The organism is Pontibacter sp. Tf4 (assembly GCF_014212495.1).
GTDB lineage: Bacteria > Bacteroidota > Bacteroidia > Cytophagales > Hymenobacteraceae > Pontibacter.
The window spans coordinates 53420-72483 of sequence record NZ_JACKZC010000006.1 but is presented as its reverse complement, the minus strand read 5'-3'; the positions used below and the strand labels follow the sequence as shown (position 1 = coordinate 72483).

Here is a 19064-nt window from a genome sequence, read left to right as displayed (position 1 = left end):
CTTTTACATACATGATAAAATTTTACAAAAAACGGGATCTGGATCAGCGGACCGTAACTGCGCCTTGGTTCGCAGCAAACGGTTCTGATACAGCCCGCCCGATTGGCCTGCCAAAAAAAGCAGCGTTATTTTCAGGGATCTTCATCCTGCTGCTGAGCCTGATCAGCTTTCACGCGAAGGCACAGCTCATACAGGTTAATACCACCACCTCTTTTGTGCAGGCCGATGCGGCCGTTTGGTGGTACTGGGGGCATACTGAATCGCAAAAGAAAACTGTAGCGCAACTTAACCAGACATACAGCGCGTCAATCATCCAGAATGCAAATGGTGGCTGGGTGAATATCTCATCATCTGGGAGCCTTACAAGTATGGTAAGCGGTGACGGGTATCAGTTCACCTTAACCGGAAACCAGTCTTCAACTAATGCCAACCATGGAGGCGTAGGTCGTTTTTATACAAACATTGAGTTCCTGGCATTGACTCCAGTTAAAATGCAGCTCATTTCAGGCTTGCATGCTGGTGGCGGTGCCAATAATGTGCTTGATGTGACTGTTTTTGAGAAACTTGCTGACGGTTCATTAACGGAGGTAAAACGCTTCCGGAAAAACAGCGACTCGGTCTTTAACTTAGACCCGGGTTTCGTATTGCTGGCTGGTGGCAAAATATACGTGCTCCAGATGAACGTGGAACGGGTATTCCCTTCTATTTACACCAGCTACACCAGCCAGTCGGGTAGTATCATTGTAAAATTATTATCTGCTACAGATATAACCGGCATTTCGGATGATACGGGCGTTTCGGCAAGCGATGCGGTTACGAACGATGGCACACTACAACTTAGTGGTACTGCCTTATCAGGCTCAACAGTAACGTTAAAACAAAATGGCTCCTTAATTGGAAGCACTACTGCCGATGCATCCGGGAAATGGACATTTTTCCACTCATTCACCCTGAGCGACAGAACTTATACTTTTAAAGCTATTGCAGCTGACGCTTTTGGAAATGAGATCGGGCAAAGTGATGATTTTATAGTAAGGATAGATAAGAGTGCACCAACCATTACAGCACCTGCTGCCTTAACCGTGACTACGGATGCAGGCAAAAATACAGCTTCCGGTGTAGTGCTTGGTACTCCGGTAACTGCTGATAATCATCAGGTAGCATCAACTATAAATAACGCGCCTGCTACTTTCCCGGTAGGAAACACCACAGTAACCTGGACAGTGACCGATGTGGCTGGCAATACCGCCACAGCTACGCAGGTGGTGACAGTGCAGGATAATGAAAAGCCGGTACCAACTATAGCCACCCTGCCAGCGCTGACGGGCGAGTGTTCAGTAACTGCAACTGCGCCAACTGCTACAGACAACGTGGCCGGAACTATAACTGCTACTACTACCGATCCTTTAGTTTACACCGCGCAGGGTACCTACACCATTACCTGGACATATACTGATGGAAGTGGAAACACTGCTGCCCAAACGCAGCAGGTAATCATAAAAGATATTACGGCCCCGGTATTTGCAGCAGTAGCTCCTATTACAAAGATTAATGATGTTGATAAATGTGGTGCAGTGGTTACCTATACAACACCAACTGCTACCGACAATTGCAGCGCCGGAGGCAAAAAGGTGCTGTTAATATGGGATGAAATGACCGCCAGTACAATAAGCCTGAAAAACGCTCTCACTGCTGCCGGGTTAGAGGTTACTTTAAGTACTACAGCCGAAAACGGCTATGATGGTACAAACCCCTCTCTGACAGGATTTGATGCTGTTATTCACTTGAACGGAACTACTTATGATGTAGCCATGCCGGTTTCCGGTCAAAACGCACTCGTTGATTTTGTTCTGAACCAAGGCAAAACCTATATCACCAACGAATGGTCGGCTTATGAAATAGACTATACGACCGCAATGCGGGATATTGTGGTGCTTGAAAGAAGTAGTGGGTTTACAGAAGCAGTTACTTATACCACAGTAGCTGATCAGGCAGCGCATCCGATACTAAAAGATATTCCGACATCTTTTGTACTACCAAGTGCAGGTGGGAATGTTGGTGGTGCCAGAACATATAGTGAAAACCAGCCAAAGGTATTAATGACCTCTGAACACGGAGCTGCCGTTGCTGTAAGAGAGTTTGCTAATGGAGGTAAAGCGATAGGCTTCCAGCATGCCGGTAACTATGATTACTCTACTGTTTTATCCGATGCCAACGTGCAGAAGCTTTATGTGAACTCTGTAAAGTATAGCGGTGGCACTGATATTACGATCACCCAAACGGCTGGTCTTGCATCTGGTGCCTTGTTCCCGGTTGGTAAAACCACCAACACGTTTGTTGCAACCGATGCAGCAGGTAACACATCGGAGATCAGTTTTGATGTAACAGTTACAGATACGCAGAAACCAACAGTGGTAACTAAGAACATCACGGTTAACCTGGATGCCAATGGTGCTGCCACCATAACCCCTGCTGATGTGATCAATAGCGCTACCGATAACTGCGCAATTGCTGCCGATGGCTATAGTTTAAGCAAGACCAGCTTTACGTGTACCGACCTTGGACCGAAGACAGTTACGCTTACTGTAACCGATGTACATGGCAATAGCCAAACCGCAACGGCCGTAGTAACTATAGCTGACCCGATCAATCCTACTATTACCGCGCCGGTAGCTGTTGTCGTGAACACCGATGCAGGCAAGAATACAGCGTCTGGTGTGGCACTGGGTACTCCAACTACAGCCGATAACTGTCAGGACGTAACTGTTACGAATAATGCTCCTGCCGCTTTCCCAGTGGGCACGACTACAGTAACCTGGACCGTGACAGATGCTGCAGATAATGAAGCCCACGCAACGCAACTGGTGACTGTAGAAGACAAAGAAGCACCGGTACCAACTATAGCTACACTGCCAACTATAAACGGTCAGTGTGCCGCAACTGCTACCGTACCAACAGCTACTGATAATGTAGATGGTACTGTTTCGGCGACAACCTCCGATCCGCTGTCTTATACAGCGCAGGGGACTTACACCATTACCTGGACCTATACCGATGCGGCTGGGAACACCAGCTCACAGGCACAGCAGGTAATTGTAAAAGATAATACTGCTCCGGTAGTAGCTACCCGTAACATCACCGTTCAGGTAGATGCCAATGGCAAAGCAACTATAACTCCTGCCATGGTCGACAATAGTTCGGCAGACAACTGCGGCATCGCCAGCATGAAACTTGACCAGACTGAGTTTGCGTGCGGCGGTACAGCCACAGTAACCTTGACGGTAACGGACGTGAACGGCAACTCTGCGACAGGTACAGCTATAGTAACCGTAGAAGACAAAGTAGCGCCGGTAGCCAATGCCAAAAACATCACCGTTGAGCTGGATGAAGCAGGTAAGGTAACTATAGTTGCTTCGGATGTGGAGAATGGCTCCACGGACAACTGCGGTATTGCATCTTACGAACTAAGCAAAACCGCTTTTGACTGCAGCAACGTGGGTCCTAACACCATTACCTTAACCGTTACCGATAACAGCGGCAATACCCACTCTACTACCGCTATAGTTACAGTGGTTGACAACATCAAGCCAACTATTACAGCGCCTGACGATATAATAGTGGATGTAGATCCGGGTAAGAACACTGCATCTAATGTAGCATTAGGCACACCGGTAACGGCTGATAACTGCTCAGTAGCCAATATTAAAAACTATGCTCCGGCTGAATTTGCTACCGGCACAACTATAGTAATCTGGGAGGTAACCGATGTGAACGGCAACACAACTAAGGCAACGCAAACCGTAACGGTTCGTCGTGATGTGGTTGCGGTAGCCACACCGGCCACTGTTACTGTTCCGATCCGGACCACGTTTGCCAATGTGCCGCTGCCAAGTACAATCACCGTTACTTACTCTGATAACTCAACCGAGCAAATTGGTGTCACCTGGAGCCAGGGCAACTACAACGGCACAGTAGCCGGCAACTATAGTTTAACAGGCCAGCTGGACTTGGCTTCTGGCACGACCAACACGACCGGCCTTACCGCTGCGATCACGGTAGTGGTTGAGCCAAACAAAGTGCCTACCAACCTTGCTTTCAGCGCGACTACCTTTGCCCCGAACATTAAGGCAGACGAGGCCATCGGCACGCTTTCCACCACCGACCCGGATGACACCCAGTTTGTCTACACCCTGGTAAGTGGCAGCGGCGACACGGACAACAGCTTGTTTGAAGTGATCGGTGATAAGGTTTACCTGAAGAGCAACAACGGCTTATCCGGCCGCACCAGCTTCAGCTTCCGTGTCAGAAGTACTGACCCGTACCAGAACACGATCGAAAAGGCCTTCACCCTGACCAAAAGCAACTATGGCGTGGCAGCAGATAAACTCAAGATCGTGAACGCATTCTCACCAAACGGCGATGGCATCAACGACACGTGGAGTATTCCGGAACTGCGCTTCTATAACAACGTGGAAGTGGAAGTATTCGACCGCTCGGGTGTGCGCCTGTTCCACTCTACCAACCCGGAAATGACCTGGGACGGACGCAGTGCCAACGGACAAGTTCTGCAGGGCGCCTTCTTCTACATCGTGCAGGTGAAGGATATCAACCTGGTGAAAAAAGGTGTCGTGACCATTCTTAAGAAGTAATCAAAATGAAAAAGATAGTATTAACCATAGCCCTGGTGGCTTCTGTTCTGGGCGCAAGTGCCCAGAACAGAAAACATGTGGCCAACTTCTCGCTGTTTCAACAGTATTTTAACCCGGCCCTGACCGGCTACGAAGGCTCCATGCTCAAGACCTATTACCGCAACCAGTGGACAGGCTTTGAAGATGCGCCCAAAACCATCTTCGCCTCCGCCGAACTGGACCTGGCTGATCTGGCCTCCTGGAAAAAGGACGGTCTGCTCAAGACTAACCGGGAAGACAACTACAACCGCCAGCTGGAAGCCAAACATGCCTTTGGCCTGGCCGTGCTCAACGACCGCTTCGGCCCGTTCACGGAAACGCAGCTGCATCTGAGCTACGGCACGCGGGTACGTTTGTCGGAGAAGCTGAGCCTGCGCTGGGGAGCGGCCGCTACCTATAGTTCGCAGCAACTGGATGCCAGCAAGTTGACCATGGACCAGGAAGGAGACCCCGAGTTTGAGAACTTCAACGGCCAGACCGCCAAAGTGGGCAAAGTGGACCTGAACATGGGCCTGATGCTCACGGTCGACAACTTTTATGTGGGCTACGCCATGCAGGATATTATGCAGGGCAAGATGACTACGGGCGATGATTACCTCAACAGCAGCTTTCCACGCCAGCACGTGGTGCAGGCAGGCTACCGCACGGCCCTCACCGAGCAGATCGGGGTGGTTGTGAACGGCCTGTACCGCTACGACGAGAAGCTGGAGGAGACCATGGAAGGGCAGGTGAAGGCGGTGTACCAGAACATGCTGTGGTTGGGAGCCGGTTACCGCAAAGACCTGGCTTACTCACTGCAGGGGGGCATCAGGCTGAACCAGCTGCGCTTGGGCTATGTGTACGAGGTGCCTGCTGCGGATGCCCGCTATATCAACAAGGCCACCAACGAGATTATGGTCACTTACAACCTGGTACCGGTCAAATACCCGAAGTATGGCAAAAAAGTGAGCATCTGGTAAGCAAATAAAGAAAAAGAGACAATGAAGAAAATACTATACACGATCGCCTTTATACTGGCTACCGGAACTATAGCACACGCACAGGCACCCATTCTGCAGTCGGAGCAGGAAATAGCGGACTATATGGTGCTTGAAAATGACCTGCTTCTTTTTACGCGCAAGGAAGCCGATGGCCAGTACATTTACAGCGAGCGTAAGCAGAACTGGGAGAGCGTCATTCAAAAAGAAGCGGCACTGAACACCGGCACCATCAATACCGTGATCGGGAGAAACGAAGCTGGCACCGAATTATACGTGTACCAGAAGAATGGCCGCAACGAGGAAGCGATTACCTTTTATAATGTAAAAGATGGCGCCTTCGAGAAGACCGGTGAACGTAAGCTGCCAAAACTGAAGAATCATTCAACTAATCTGGGTTTGCACTTATCAGCTGACAAGAATACGCTGGTGCTGTCTGCGGAATTGGGCAAAACCCATGGCTACGACGATGTATACATCAGCCAGTGGGAAAACAACCGCTGGACCAAACCTAAAAACCTGGGCAAAACGGTAAACACCCGCCAGCCGGAGTTTGCGCCTTTTGTAGCCGATGAAACCCTCTACTTTACCCGTAAGGAAGGCGATAAAAGCCTGGTATACAGTGCTGCGCTTACAGGCAATGCCATAAGCAGCGAGCCCCTTATGCTTGATGAGGTAGTGAACAACACCGGTACCTACAACAGCTACTATAAAAAGCAGGGAGAACAGGAGTTCTGGATCTCAGCAGCTACGGACAAGGCCTTTGCCATTTATACCCGCGAGCCTGTTATGGAGTACAAAGAGGTGTATGAAGGCCCCGTAGCAGAAGATGACCTGAGCTTTGCAGATGCTGTTTCCGGCTCACAGGACCCCGGAAGCATAAAATCGGATACAAAAGCTATAGTTGAAGAAGACGAGTTAGCTGATTTCATGTCGCATTCTGCAAGCCCGCATGATGCGTTTGTGCTGGACCGGGAAGAAGCGGAGAAGAACAACATGGTCACGCACCAGGAAAACGGCCTGACGATGCACTACCTGCTAAACCAGGTGTACATGGGCGGCAAACAGACGCAGATCCTGACGACTTATCTTAAGTCGCTGCCAAAGGGAGCTACGCTTAACATCAAAGGCATGTCCGATGGGCTTGGTGCAGGCAATGTTAAAGCCAGGGTGAGTAAACAGCGCGCCCAACTGCTGAAAGCGTACATCCAGCAGAACTTCGCAGCTAAAAACTTTAAGGTAAACGTTGACTCGAAGGTGTGGAAAGAAGTGGGTAAACACTTCCGTGTTGCGGAGATACGCGTAGCTAAGTAAAAGCAATGATCTGTTAACTAAAAGAGCCTTTCTGCATAAAGCGGAAAGGCTCTTTTAGTTTAGCTATAGTTGTTTAACCTGTTTTGCTATAGTTGCTATAGTTACAGATCAGCGAATATCGGCCATCCACTTCCGGATGAGGGGGCTTATCAGCATTAGCAGGATACCGAAGCCAATAGCATAAATCCCGATCTTGCTGATGATATCGGCATAATAAGGCAACGACAGTACCGGATTGTCCACTACCGCTTCCGGCACACTCATCAGCGCCCCGATCTTACCTGCCAGGAACTCACCAATGGCACTGGCAAAAAACCAGATACCCATCATCATGGCCACAATTTTGGCAGGCGCCAGCTTTGTTACCATCGACAGGCCGATCGGGGAGATACACAGCTCACCGCAGATGATGAAGAAATAACCAAAGATGAAGGCCGGCAAGGAGATCAGACCCGACTCGGCACCCCAAACAGTGGCGGCAAAAAAGGTGCAGAAGCCCAGCCCAAGCAGTATGAACGATAAACCGAATTTAAGCGGAGTAGATGGTTCCAGGCCTTTGCGGTTAAGGGCAGGCCACAGCCAGGCAAAAAAGAAGCTCAGCACAATAACCCAAGCCGGCGGCAGAAAGTTGTTTACTGCCAGCGCCGGTAATTCAAAACCGGCTACGTGCATGTCCACGTTGCGCATGGCAAACAGGTTAAGCGAGCCGGCGTTCTGCTCGTAAAAGGCCCAGAACAGCGTAGAGAAAATGATAAGTACCAGCGCAGCAAAAAGCTTGTTACGGGCAATACTTTCCAGCTGAAAAGCAATGTAGAGGATGTAGATTAACGATACGGCGCCCAGCCCGAACATGATAAAATCCATGAGCTCGTAGCGGTGGAAGAGAGCCACAATCACTGGGATCACTAACAGCGAACCGGCATAGATCCAGATTTCTGTAGAGATGCCTGCAAACAGCGGCTTGTTAAGCGCAGCCGGGTCAGGTGGCAGGCCTTTTTCTTTCAGTGATTTACGACCGATGGCAAATACGATCAGCCCCAGGATCATGAAGATACCGGCTAATCCGAAACCGTAATGCCAGTTGATCTGCTGCCCTACGTAGCCGCAAAGCAGGCCGCCAAGCGCCGCCCCGATGTTGATGCCCATGTAGAAAATAGAAAAACCACTGTCTTTGCGCGGATCGTTGTCGGCATACAGGGTGCCTACCAAACTGGAAATGTTCGGTTTAAAGAAGCCGTTGCCACAAATGATAAAGGCCATCCCGAAAAAGAAGCTCCAGTCTTCGGGCACCGCCAGCACCAGGTGACCGATACTCATCAGAATGCCGCCATATAACACGGCTTTGCGGTAGCCGAGATACCTGTCTGCCATCACGCCGCCAAACAAGGGCATGGTGTACACCAGGGCAGCATAAGAGCCGAGGATGGCGTAGCCTTTTGGTTCGTCAAACTTTAGCTCGGTTACCATGTAGGCAAGCAACAGGGCTTTCATGCCGTAAAACGAGAAGCGTTCCCACATCTCGGCAAAAAACAGCATGTATAATTGTTTCGGGTGGCCCGTAGCGGCAGGGGCTTCGGGTACCTTGGTTTCTGTCAGGTCCATATAGGTGTTCGTGTTGTTAGGTGTTTTGCAGGTGTGCTATAGTTTGTAAACGGAATTGGTGCTTCTGCTGCAAAGCAAAAGGCGTGCTAATATACTGATTTCTCAACTCTCGTAGCCTGCAGGCATAGCCCGGGGCGTTTTTATAGTCAGGGTAGAGGAACGGCAGCCAACAGGCAAACTATAGTTGCACTATTACAGACAAGCTACATGGTGTAACTATAGTTTATAGTTGCCGCTTATTTTACCCTATAGTTTAGTTTCACGGTAATAGAAGCTGTTTTTTCTTTAGAGGATGTATTGAACGTGCCACCCCACGAGTATTCTTCGTTCGAGTTCTGCCCGGTTATCTGGAAAATGCCGAGGCTGGCAGAAATAAGGTCGCCGATCTCGCTGCCCGAGTTCTGTGAGATCTTTTCGGCCCGTTCGCGCGCATCTTTCGTCGCTTCCGAGATCAGTTCAATTTTAAGGTCCGATAGCTTGGTATAGTAGTAGCGCGGCGGTTGCGAGTTCAGTTGTATGCCTTCGTTCAGCAGCTCTGTAATGCGGCGCGAAATGTCCTCTATCTTTTCGATCTCTTTGGAGGTGATCTGGATAGACTGGGTGAGCCGGTAACCGATGAATTCATCGCCCATGTACTGTCCCTTGTCGGAATATTTGGGGCGTTGCTGTTCGGTTATTTCGATGGCGCTGAACACTACCTCGCTGGGGTTGATACCGTTTTTGGTTAAGTACCCGGCTATGATCTGTTTGTCCTGCTCCAGCTGGGCCGATGCGGTTTTCAGGTCCTGCCCCTGCTTTATAAAGCTGCCTTCCCACACAATAAGGTCAGAGGTAAAATCGCGGCTGCCGTTGCCGGTTACAGCAATTTCGCCTTCGGGCTTGCTGCGTTTGATGTAGGCATTGCCCAGCACAATGGCCGAGATGATAATGGCTACCGAAAACAGGATGGCGCTGGTGTAATTTCTCATAGTGGCAGGATTTGTTTTTTCAGGGCTATAGTTTGGTGGCAACACAAGTTTTGTGCCTAACCTGCATTTAAGTTACCTGCTTCTGCTTTCTGTTGCAACACCGGAGCAAGATATTTCTATAACTATACGAGATCGGAGATCTGCAGCGTAAGTCTCTCATATAAGCTAATCAGCGATAGCGTGTAAGGATGATAGGTGGCCTGGCTTTGCAGATGGTTTTAAACTGGACAAACATAGAACTTCCCTGATCTGATTAATACCCCAAAGGCAAGATGCTATGCTGTTTCCTGAAAGGTTACAACTATAGCAAACCAGGAAATGCAAAGCCTTTTTACTGATAAGGTACAGCTATAGTTCCGTACCAGCCGTCATCAAAACATACTATACTTTTCTTCGTTGATAGGAGCAGTGTTCAATTTAAAATAAGATAAAGCTAATGGAGCAGAAGTCCCTGATCGAAACTATAGGAAAGCAGGAGTGGCTGGATGCGGCCGGCGATGCCGTTCAGCCTGCCGTTTTAAATGCGTTTGAATCCGCCGGCGAAACGGGGCGGGTTGTAAAAGATGCTTTGCATGGCACCTGGCTTGGGCACCCTTTGCACCCTGCCATTACCGACGTGCCGATCGGGTCGTGGACAACTGCCGCTGTACTGGATACCATGGAACTGATGGGCGAGAAAAAGTACGCGCCCGGCGCTGATGCAGCGGTAGCCGTAGGGCTGGTAGGTGCCGTAGGCTCAGCCATTACCGGACTTACCGACTGGACCGCCACAAGCAAGGAAATGCGCAGCGTAGGATTGATGCACGGGATGCTGAACGCCGGAGCGGCTGCCCTTTACCTGACCTCGCTGGTGCTGCGGCGGCGCAAAAAAACGCGCAAAACGGCCATTGGCTTGTCAATGCTCGGGTATGGCGTAGTTAGCGCGGGAGCGTACCTGGGCGGGCACCTGGTATTTGGCATGCAAACCGGCGTAGACCATACCGCCACTTCCGACGAGCCACCTGCTGATTTTGTAGCCGTTCTGCCCGAAGCCGAATTAGCGGATAACACGATGCGTTGTGTAAAGGCCGGAGAAGTGCCGGTGCTGCTGGCCCGCAAAGAGGGCAGGATCTATGCACTGGCCCATACCTGTTCCCACCTTGGTGGTCCGCTCTCGGAAGGAGAGTTGCTGGATGGGTTAAAGGTAAAGTGTCCATGGCACGGTTCGGTTTTCTCGCTGGAAGATGGCAGTGTGGCGGAAGGGCCTGCCACAGCACCGCAGCCAAAGTACGAAGTCAGGACCCGGAACGGACAGATAGAAGTGCGCCCGGCATGATAAACACAACGCTGCCAGTAACTGTAAACTATAGTTTGGAGCCTGCTGCTCAATGTTCTCTGCTGGTGGGCTGCCGCTGGCACTGGCCAGGCTATAGTTTATAGTTTCAAAAACACCATTTGTTCAATTTGCAGTGCGCAGGTTCGGTATCCGGTAAAGAAGCTTGCGTTATGCTATAGTTGTGCAGCAATAAGGTAGATCTCAGCCCTATCGCTTTTCAGCTTCATTTTCCTCGCTATCCAGCAGCCAGCCTTCTGCGTCCACTACCGCGTTGTGGGTTGATATGCCCAGGCCGGGTTCTTGTCTGAATGCTTTTACCGGACCATTGATGCGCAGTTTATCGGAGTGCATTACTTCCCTGTACACCTGCTCGCTGACACCCGTCAGGTATAGTTTGCCGTTTACATCATGCAGCAGGGAGGCATAGTCTGCCAGCACCGAAACCAGCGTTGGCCCCAGTTTCTTCCGGCCTCTCAGGCGGAGGATCACCACCGGGTTCCGGGCGTCTTCAGGTTTAGGCAGCAGGTGTTCCAGGGTTCTGGCGCCGGCATAAAACAGGTTGCCATACACGTTCAGTACCGTTACCTGGTTTCCTTTCAGGGTTTTGGGTGGCTTGTGTTCTTCTATAGTTCCATCCGATCGTTTTCTGAGCTCAACCAAGGTTATCTCGGTAGAGGATTGTGTGACAAAAAGGAAAGCCGAAAGCAGCACGCCGATGCCCACTGCCGTAGGGATAGGCAAAACCAGCGTCGCGCCAAAAGTTACACCGCCGGCCAGCAACGAGGGCCACGAACTCCACCCCGAATTCCAGGTTGCAACAATATCTGAAAGCTTGATACTCCGGATGCCGGCCAGTATAAGCATGGCACCCAGAGAAGGCATGGCCGTATGAGCAACTATAGTTGACAGTGCCACAACAATAAGCGTCATTGCCAGGCCAGAGAAAATGACGGCCCACCGGGTTTGCGCCCGCGCCAGCACATTAACAGCCGTAGTTCCCAACGACCCACCAACGGGCAAGCCCTGTATAAAACCGCTGGCAATATTGGCGGCTCCCTGTGCCACAAAGTCGCGGGAGGTGCTGGTGCTCTCGCCGTTTTTATTGGGTACGTTCTGGCTTACCCCGGCTCCCTGTATCAGGATAACGATGGCTACGGCTATGGCACCGGTAATTACCTCAAGGCTGATGGCCGAAAACGGGGGCACCACCAGGCTTGGCGTACTGCCGCTGATATCACCTATATCCTGCACCACTTTTACACCTTCCAGATCGAAGAAATAAACTATAAGCGAGGGGATAGCAATGGCAATTAAAGCGAAGAATTTTTTGAGCGGGGTTTTCTGCAGAAAGATAGCCAGCAGAATGGTTAAGGCAGCCATGCTTACGCTTTGCAGGTGAACCTGACCTATGTGCAGCAACAAATCAAATGTCTGGACGATGCTGTTGCTGCCTTCCGGGGCATAGCCGGTGGCAGTAGGGAGCTGGCTCATGACCAACAGAACCGAGATGCCGGTCAGGAAACCGGTCATAACAGAAAAGGACACAAAACGCGTCAGCCGGCCCATGCCTAACAGTCCCATAATGGCCTGTACCACCCCGATCAACACCACCAGCAGGAAAAATACCTGTGCCCGCTCTTCGGCAGGCAGGCTACGGATGGTCTGGCCGGCCATGATCGCAGAGGCACTGGTGGCAGTGATCATCATTAACTGGGTACTGGAAAAAATACCACCAACTAAAGGGCCTGCTATACAGGCATATAATCCGTAAATGGGGTTTACGCCTGCCAATAAGCCGTTTGCCATGCCATCAGGAAGGCTGCTTACGGCGGTGGTCATGCCGGCAATGGCATCCTGTTGCAGTTTGTTGCGCGGCGGTACTTTTTTAGAGGCATTCTGCACCGCATCGCGCAGCACCGAAAGTCCGGGCAAATGAAACTCATTGTCTGGTGTGGTGGCCTTTTCCTCTTCCGTAGTTTCTCCCATTGTCTATAGTTTACAGTACCTGCTGTTTGCTAATCAAACTATACGATTTGCCGCTGCTCTTGTCACTCTTTATAGTTGGGGCCGGGGTCGGGTATTTCATCCTGTTTTCTTCTGCCCAGTCACCAGGCCAGCGGAAACAGAATAGCCATGCTGATAAGCGAAATAATGATGACCATGACAAGAGGACCTCTGGTCTCGAAACTAAGGGTAGCCACCACGGTGGCGGCAGCTATGTTGCGCTGGGCTGTGGCCAATCCGATCAGTTCACGGATGCTTTCCCGCCAGGCAATAAGGTACCCGATGGCGTAACAACCCAGCACAAAAACTACAGCTGACAGAATAGCACCGGTCCCGAACAGGGAGATAACGGTTCCGAAGTAGAGCAGCAGCGAGGTTAAAAATAAAAGCACCAGCGCGATACCGGATAGTTTTGCCGCCCAGGGTTGTAGTCGCTCGGCCCACATAGGCAGGAAACGTTTAAGCAGAATACCGGCAACCAGGGGCAGCAGCATGGTGAGTAAGAGCGGCTTCAGGATACTCCAGGCATTCACGTCGGCTTCGGGGATGGCCAGCGGCACCACAATGGGCATAAAAATAGCTGTGGCGGGCAACAGCAGGATCAGGCAGGTGGCTGCAAGCGCAACATCCACCTTTGCCATGCCGGCCAGTTGTATCAGAAAAGGAGCCCCGGCACCACAAGCTGCCAATACCAGTCCTGCCTCCAGGGTGGGATGTAACGAGAAAACCTTTATAATGAGTATAGTGAGTGCAGGAACCAGTATGAAGTTTGCCAACAGAGCCAGTACCACGCCTTTCCTGTTCTTCAGAGGCTCTGTTAAGTACTGAAGCGTATAGGGCAGCCCCGCAGAAAACATGCTCAGCACCGAAAATACCGGTACAATCATATTCAGGAACCCTGGTAAAAACTCCTTCATTCAATTCGGTGTCTGGGGGCTGCTATGGCGGAGCTGTTATAGTTGTAGCCTACTTTGCTGAGCTATAGTTTGATAAGCTTAACGTACAGCAAAGTCCCGGGTTTGTAAGAACACCCGATATCTGTATTCGGCTACATGTTAGAAAACAGTTCGGTTGTAGTGAAGGACAGGAAATCAGCAGGAAACAGGGAATTAAAAGGTAACTATAGATAGATGTGAATCTACTACAGCTTTGGTAGCCTGAGCGTCGCTTCCTGCATTTAAACGACAAACTATAGCATCAGAATATACGCCTGAACTATAGGTAACAGGCAGAAGGTGCAGATTGTTAAAAGCTTGCCGAAATGCAAAAACAGGATGGATATCGAGGCTGGGGAAATGGATAACGGCAAAACGGGACACTCCTGATCTCCGCTCCGCAAAAATGAGAGAGGAATTACCGCTACCAGCCCGGGACAAATCACCAGACCGGTAGCGGTAACTCTGTTAAACTATAGTGCCTGCTGCCGCATAGCCTCAACCTCAGCTATAGTTTTAGGCAGCGGTTCGCCCAGTATGCGACTTCCATTTTCAGTTATCAGCAGGTCATCTTCTATCCGGATGCCGCCAAAATCACGGTAGCTGTCCAGCTTATCAAAGTTGATGAATTGCTGCGCCACTTTATCGTTTCGTCGCATGTCGATCAGTTCCGGAATAATGTAAATGCCCGGCTCCACGGTCAACACAAAACCCGGTTCCAAAGCACGGCCCAGGCGCAGCGACTTCAACCCGAATTCGGTGCTTTTGCGCAGCTCCGGTGTATAGCCTACGTATTGCTCGCCCAGGTTTTCCATGTCATGCACGTCCATGCCCATCATGTGGCCCAGGCCGCACTGGAAGAACATGGTATGTGCACCGGCCTGCACCGCTTCTTCGGTATCGCCGCGCATCAGGCCAACCTGTTTCAGTCCATCAGTCAGTTTCCGACAGGCCAGCAGGTGCACGTCTTTGTATAAGATCCCCGGTTTCAGGGCTGCCATGGCGGCTTCGTGTGTGTCCAGCACCACCTGGTATAGTTCACGCTGTCGCTCGGTAAAAGTAGTGCCAACCGGAATGGTACGCGTCATGTCGCCTGCGTAGCCAGCCGGGGTTTGTATGCCGCCATCAAATAACAGCATATCGCCGGGCTGCAGGGTGTTGCCGCGGTAATGGTTGTGCAGTACCTGGCCCTGCGTGGTGCAGATAAGCGGAAAGGAAAGCAGGTTGTTTGTAGATTCAGCATACCGTACGGCTTCGGCAGCCACCTCATGTTCCTTCATGGCTTCGCGGGCAAACTGCATCACGTTACGGTGCATGCGCGAAGTATAGGTCACGGCCTTTTCAATCTCAGCTACTTCAGCATCCGATTTAATGGAGCGCTGCGCAACTATAGCTTGTATCAATTGCAGGCTTGGTTCCAATACAGTTTTGCCAGTCCAGGCCTGTAGTTTAAGTTCATGTTCCGGGCGGTAAGGTGGCAGATAGTGTAGTTTTTTTGTGCTTTTCAGATAGTCCGCTATTTTCCTGACAGGCATTACTTTTTTTATTCCCACCTGCTCAGCCAGCGAGGCCAGGCTCGGAAGCGGTCCTGTCCAGATCACGTCATCTATGCTTTGCTCAGGCCCGAAAATGATCTCTTCGTTTGTATCGATATTGATAACCCCGGTCAGACCGGAGAGATCGATGCCGAAGTAATAGCGGAACGTGCTGTCCTGGTAAAACGGGTACCAGTTGTCTTTATAGTTCATGCTGGCTTCTTCGTTGCCCAGTAACACGATCAGGCCTTCGCCAAGCTGTTGTTTTAGCTGCTGGCGGCGCTGTGTGAAGGTTTCTGCATCAAATGGGTTGGTAGTATTCATAAGGCTATAGTTGGGTTATACTTTGGTTATAGTTGCCTGGCGCCGGAACTCGCGCGGGGTGGTGCCAATGGTTTTTGCAAATACCCGGTTAAAGTGCGACAGGTTGGCAAAGCCGCAGGAAAAAGCAATGCCGGCTATGGTCTGGTCGGTGTGCAGCAGCGCATGGCAGGCATTGTTTACGCGCAGCTCGTTTAAAAACGTGACTAAGGTTTTGCGGGTGCGGTCTTTAAAAAACCGGCAGAAGGCTTCGCGGCTCATGTTGGCTACCGATGCCACTTCTTCCAGGCTCAGTTGGCGATGACTTTCTTCTACCAGAAACTGTACGACCTGCTCCATCCGTTTGCCCTCGCGCTCGTTCAGGTTGTGCATCTGGTCGCCCAGGTTCAGGCGCCGGAGCGTTGCATGTCGCATTAGCACATCCACCAGTTGCAGGGCACCCAGTACCTTTTCCAGTTTCTCCTTGTGCTGTAGTTGCTGTATCTGCCGGATAAAACTTTCCTGATCCGTCACCTGTACCCGGTAACAGCCGTTCAGGTGCTCAAAAAAATCCTTTGCTTCCTGCAGTTCTTCTGATGTCCAGAATTCGTTGCCGAACGCATGCAGGTCGAAGAACACTATGATACTATGGCTTTGCTTCTGGCTTTCGGGCTTGTAATACGCATCATCACTCCGGAAAACATGGGGTACGTTACGGCCCAGCAGGAAAATATCGCCTGGCTCAAAGCGGCCAATGTAGTCACCCACGATCAGTTTTCCTTCTCCCGATAGGATGCAGCTCAGCTGTATTTCGGGGTGCTGGTGCAGCTTATCGTAGAAGTAGGGCTGGCAGTCCACCTGGTAGCGGATCAGCTCTTTGCTCGACTTCGGTATTTTAAACGGGATGACCTTCATGGTGGTACCATGTTAGCTAATTTCTGTGGGACTTGCAAAAATAAGGTCAATATACTACCAGTACTTATTAATCCAGTACAGGATTTTGGTGTGCCGGTCGCCTACCTTTGAAATAGAACCAAAACCCTTCTTATCATGATCAACTGGAACGGAGTATTTCCTGCACTTACCACAAAATTTCATGCCGATGGCAGCCTTGACTTTGAAACCTGTTTTAAGAACATAGATGCCCAACTGGAAGCCGGTGTAGACGGCATTATACTGGGCGGTACCCTGGGCGAAGCCAGCGTACTGCGCACCGACGAAAAACAGGAACTTACCCGCAGAACGATTGCCTATGTGGCCGGTAAAGTACCGGTGATCATGAACATTGCCGAAGGGGCTACCCAGGAAGCCATACTCCGTGCCCGCGAAGCAGAAGAAATGGGCGCGAGTGGTCTGATGCTGCTTCCGCCGATGCGTTACTACTCCGACCACCGCGAGACGGTCGCCTTCTTTAAAGCTGTAGCAGAAAGCACATCGCTGCCCATTATGCTCTACAACAACCCGGTAGACTATAAGCGCAGCATCACCCTGGAGATGTTTGAGGAACTACTCGTGCACGACAACATTCAGGCTGTAAAGGAATCAACCCGCGACCTGACCAACGTAACCCGTATGCTGAACCGTTTCGGCGACCGCATTAAAATACTTTGTGGCGTAGATACCCTGGCGCTGGAAAGCCTGCTGATGGGAGCCCATGGCTGGGTAGCCGGACTGGTTTGCGCTTTCCCGAAAGAGACGATGGCAGTGTTTAAATTAGCCAAGGCCGGAAGAACGCAGGAAGCACTGGAGATTTACCGTTGGTTTATGCCTTTGCTAGAACTCGATATTCACCCGAAACTGGTGCAGTACATTAAGCTGGCAGAGCAGATGGAAGGTATTGGTACCGAGCATGTGCGTGCGCCACGCCTGCCATTGATCGGGGAAGAACGCGAAGCCGTAATCGCTACCATTCAGAAAGGAATAGACAATAGACCTGCCTTGCCGGCTTTTAAAGAAGAATCCTATGCCCTATAAAAATGCAATGATACAGGCAGCGCAGGCCTTTGAAGTATACAAGAAAACCACTCCGGCACAGCGAGCGCAACTGCTCCGAACTATAGCCGAAGAAATTGAAGCCTTAGGCGATACGTTGCTGGAAACGGCCAGCCGCGAAAGCAACCTTCCCCTGGCTCGCCTGACCGGCGAGCGCGGGCGCACCTGTAACCAGCTGCGGTTATTTGCCGACGTGGTGGAAGAAGGTTCCTGGGTAGAAGCAACTATAGACACTGCCCTGCCGGACCGTCAGCCATTGCCGCGTCCTGACATGCGTCGTATGCTGGTGCCGCTCGGGCCGGTAGTTGTGTTTGGGGCAAGTAACTTTCCGCTCGCATTTTCTACAGCGGGCGGCGATTCGGCTTCTGCGCTGGCTTCGGGCTGTACCGTAGTTTACAAAGAACATCCGGGCCACCCGAAAACTTCTCAATTGGTATATGGAGCCATCTCTAACTCTTTACAGAAATGCGGACTGCCGGAAGGTGTTTTTCAGCATGTTAGTGGTGGCGTAGAGGTAGGGCAGGAGTTGGTAAAACATACAACTACAAAAGCAGTGGCTTTTACAGGTTCCTACAAAGGTGGCAAAGCTATTTTCGACCTGGCCATGCAACGCGAAGTACCGATACCGGTGTATGCCGAGATGGGTAGTACCAACCCCCTGTTCATCCTTCCTGAAAAGCTGAAACACGATACAGAACAACTAGCAAAACAGGCAGCCGCTTCGGTGCTGTTAGGTTCCGGGCAATTCTGTACCTGTCCGGGTTTGCTATTTGTGCAGGAATCGGATGCAACCAATCCTTTTATGGAAGCTTTGGAAGAAGAATTGAGCAAGGCTGTTCCTGCCAATATGCTGCATGAAGGTATAGCCGGAAACTACTATACCGGACTGAATAAATTGCTGAAAGAGCAGGGAGTACAGGCTATAGTTCAGCAGGAAACTGATGTGCTGGAAGGTCGTGCTGCGCTGGCACGAACTGATGTGCAGCAGTGGTTACAGAACCCAGCCCTGCAGGAAGAGATCTTCGGGCCGTTTACGCTGGTAGTAACCTATAAGAATACAGACGAATTACTGGCTGCTGCCAACGCGCTGCAGGGGCAACTTACCTGCACGCTCTGGGGCACAGACCAGGAACAGCAACTACAACAACAACTGACCGATGTGCTGCGTGATAAGTGCGGACGTTTGCTTTTTGCCGGCGTACCAACCGGGGTAGAAGTAAGCTATGCCATGACGCACGGCGGCCCGTTTCCGGCTACCACCGACAGCCGCAGTACGTCGGTAGGCGTGTATGCCATCAAACGTTTTGCCCGTCCGGTTACGTTTCAGTCGGCACCGCAGGCACTTTTGCCGCAGGAGTTGCAGAACGGGAACAGCACAGGCATCTGGCGCACTATTAACGGAAAATTAACCCAAAACAGCATCAACGAATAAGT

At 50.9% G+C, this 19064-nt stretch carries 12 protein-coding genes; 6 read left to right on the top strand and 6 right to left on the bottom strand.

All coding sequences use genetic code 11. The features are described from left to right. The first annotated feature begins 11 nt into the window (after nucleotides 1-11). The 3 genes from H7F15_RS11080 to H7F15_RS11070 are packed head-to-tail and all read left to right on the top strand — an operon-like array spanning nucleotide 12 to nucleotide 6979. Nucleotides 12-4649 carry an HYR domain-containing protein gene (locus tag H7F15_RS11080; RefSeq protein ID WP_185197045.1) on the top strand — a complete coding sequence of 1546 codons (4638 nt, stop codon included), beginning with the start codon at nucleotides 12-14 and terminating at the stop codon, nucleotides 4647-4649. A gap of 5 nt (nucleotides 4650-4654) precedes the next feature. Next, nucleotides 4655-5647: a PorP/SprF family type IX secretion system membrane protein gene (locus tag H7F15_RS11075; protein WP_185197044.1), complete on the top strand. Its 993-nt coding sequence runs from the start codon at nucleotides 4655-4657 to the stop codon at nucleotides 5645-5647. Between the two features lie 21 nt (nucleotides 5648-5668). Next, complete coding sequence (locus H7F15_RS11070; protein ID WP_185197043.1) at nucleotides 5669-6979, top strand: hypothetical protein; 1311 nt, start codon at nucleotides 5669-5671, stop codon at nucleotides 6977-6979. A 108-nt stretch (nucleotides 6980-7087) separates the two neighbouring features. Here the strand turns inward: H7F15_RS11070 and H7F15_RS11065 are convergent, their stop codons facing one another. Beyond that, a complete protein-coding gene (locus H7F15_RS11065; protein ID WP_185197042.1) occupies nucleotides 7088-8581 on the bottom strand; it encodes a peptide MFS transporter in 1494 nt (497 codons plus the stop codon). Nucleotides 8582-8817: 236 nt separating this feature from the next. Then, nucleotides 8818-9549 carry an SIMPL domain-containing protein gene (locus H7F15_RS11060; RefSeq protein ID WP_185197041.1) on the bottom strand — a complete coding sequence of 244 codons (732 nt, stop codon included), beginning with the start codon at nucleotides 9547-9549 and terminating at the stop codon, nucleotides 8818-8820. 436 nt (nucleotides 9550-9985) lie between these two features. On the opposite strand from H7F15_RS11060, the gene H7F15_RS11055 reads away from it, so the two are divergent. Further along, nucleotides 9986-10864, top strand: a complete 879-nt coding sequence (locus tag H7F15_RS11055) for a Rieske 2Fe-2S domain-containing protein (RefSeq protein ID WP_185197040.1) — start codon at nucleotides 9986-9988, stop codon at nucleotides 10862-10864. Between the two features lie 207 nt (nucleotides 10865-11071). Here H7F15_RS11055 and H7F15_RS11050 read toward each other — a convergent pair whose 3' ends face one another. From H7F15_RS11050 to H7F15_RS11035, 4 genes are all read right to left on the bottom strand, one after another. Further along, nucleotides 11072-12850, bottom strand: coding sequence for a SulP family inorganic anion transporter (locus H7F15_RS11050; RefSeq protein WP_185197039.1), 1779 nt, complete (start codon nucleotides 12848-12850; stop codon nucleotides 11072-11074). 119 nt (nucleotides 12851-12969) lie between these two features. Continuing rightward, on the bottom strand, nucleotides 12970-13785 hold the full coding sequence (locus tag H7F15_RS11045) for a bile acid:sodium symporter family protein (protein ID WP_185197038.1): 816 nt from the start codon (nucleotides 13783-13785) through the stop codon (nucleotides 12970-12972). Between the two features lie 491 nt (nucleotides 13786-14276). Then, nucleotides 14277-15662, bottom strand: a complete 1386-nt coding sequence (locus tag H7F15_RS11040) for an aminopeptidase P family protein (protein ID WP_185197037.1) — start codon at nucleotides 15660-15662, stop codon at nucleotides 14277-14279. A 15-nt stretch (nucleotides 15663-15677) separates the two neighbouring features. After that, a complete protein-coding gene (locus H7F15_RS11035) occupies nucleotides 15678-16553 on the bottom strand; it encodes an AraC family transcriptional regulator (protein ID WP_185197036.1) in 876 nt (291 codons plus the stop codon). 138 nt (nucleotides 16554-16691) lie between these two features. Between H7F15_RS11035 and H7F15_RS11030 the strand changes: the two genes are divergently transcribed. Continuing rightward, entirely contained in the window at nucleotides 16692-17612 is a 921-nt protein-coding gene (locus tag H7F15_RS11030) for a dihydrodipicolinate synthase family protein (RefSeq protein WP_185197266.1), read from the top strand. After that, entirely contained in the window at nucleotides 17602-19062 is a 1461-nt protein-coding gene (locus tag H7F15_RS11025; protein WP_185197035.1) for an aldehyde dehydrogenase (NADP(+)), read from the top strand. Before H7F15_RS11030 ends, H7F15_RS11025 begins: the two co-directional genes overlap by 11 nt. Nucleotides 19063-19064 lie beyond the last annotated feature (2 nt).

Bases quoted from the DNA above. Each gene is read 5' to 3' on its own strand.
- H7F15_RS11025 (WP_185197035.1), top strand. From the start codon at position 17,602: ATGCCCTATAAAAATGCAATGATACAGGCAGCGCAGGCCTTTGAAGTA.
- H7F15_RS11075 (WP_185197044.1), top strand. From the start codon at position 4,655: ATGAAAAAGATAGTATTAACCATAGCCCTGGTGGCTTCTGTTCTGGGC.
- H7F15_RS11060 (WP_185197041.1), bottom strand. From the start codon at position 9,549: ATGAGAAATTACACCAGCGCCATCCTGTTTTCGGTAGCCATTATCATC.
- H7F15_RS11045 (WP_185197038.1), bottom strand. From the start codon at position 13,785: ATGAAGGAGTTTTTACCAGGGTTCCTGAATATGATTGTACCGGTATTT.
- H7F15_RS11035 (WP_185197036.1), bottom strand. From the start codon at position 16,553: ATGAAGGTCATCCCGTTTAAAATACCGAAGTCGAGCAAAGAGCTGATC.
- H7F15_RS11055 (WP_185197040.1), top strand. From the start codon at position 9,986: ATGGAGCAGAAGTCCCTGATCGAAACTATAGGAAAGCAGGAGTGGCTG.
- H7F15_RS11050 (WP_185197039.1), bottom strand. From the start codon at position 12,850: ATGGGAGAAACTACGGAAGAGGAAAAGGCCACCACACCAGACAATGAG.
- H7F15_RS11065 (WP_185197042.1), bottom strand. From the start codon at position 8,581: ATGGACCTGACAGAAACCAAGGTACCCGAAGCCCCTGCCGCTACGGGC.
- H7F15_RS11070 (WP_185197043.1), top strand. From the start codon at position 5,669: ATGAAGAAAATACTATACACGATCGCCTTTATACTGGCTACCGGAACT.
- H7F15_RS11080 (WP_185197045.1), top strand. From the start codon at position 12: ATGATAAAATTTTACAAAAAACGGGATCTGGATCAGCGGACCGTAACT.
- H7F15_RS11040 (WP_185197037.1), bottom strand. From the start codon at position 15,662: ATGAATACTACCAACCCATTTGATGCAGAAACCTTCACACAGCGCCGC.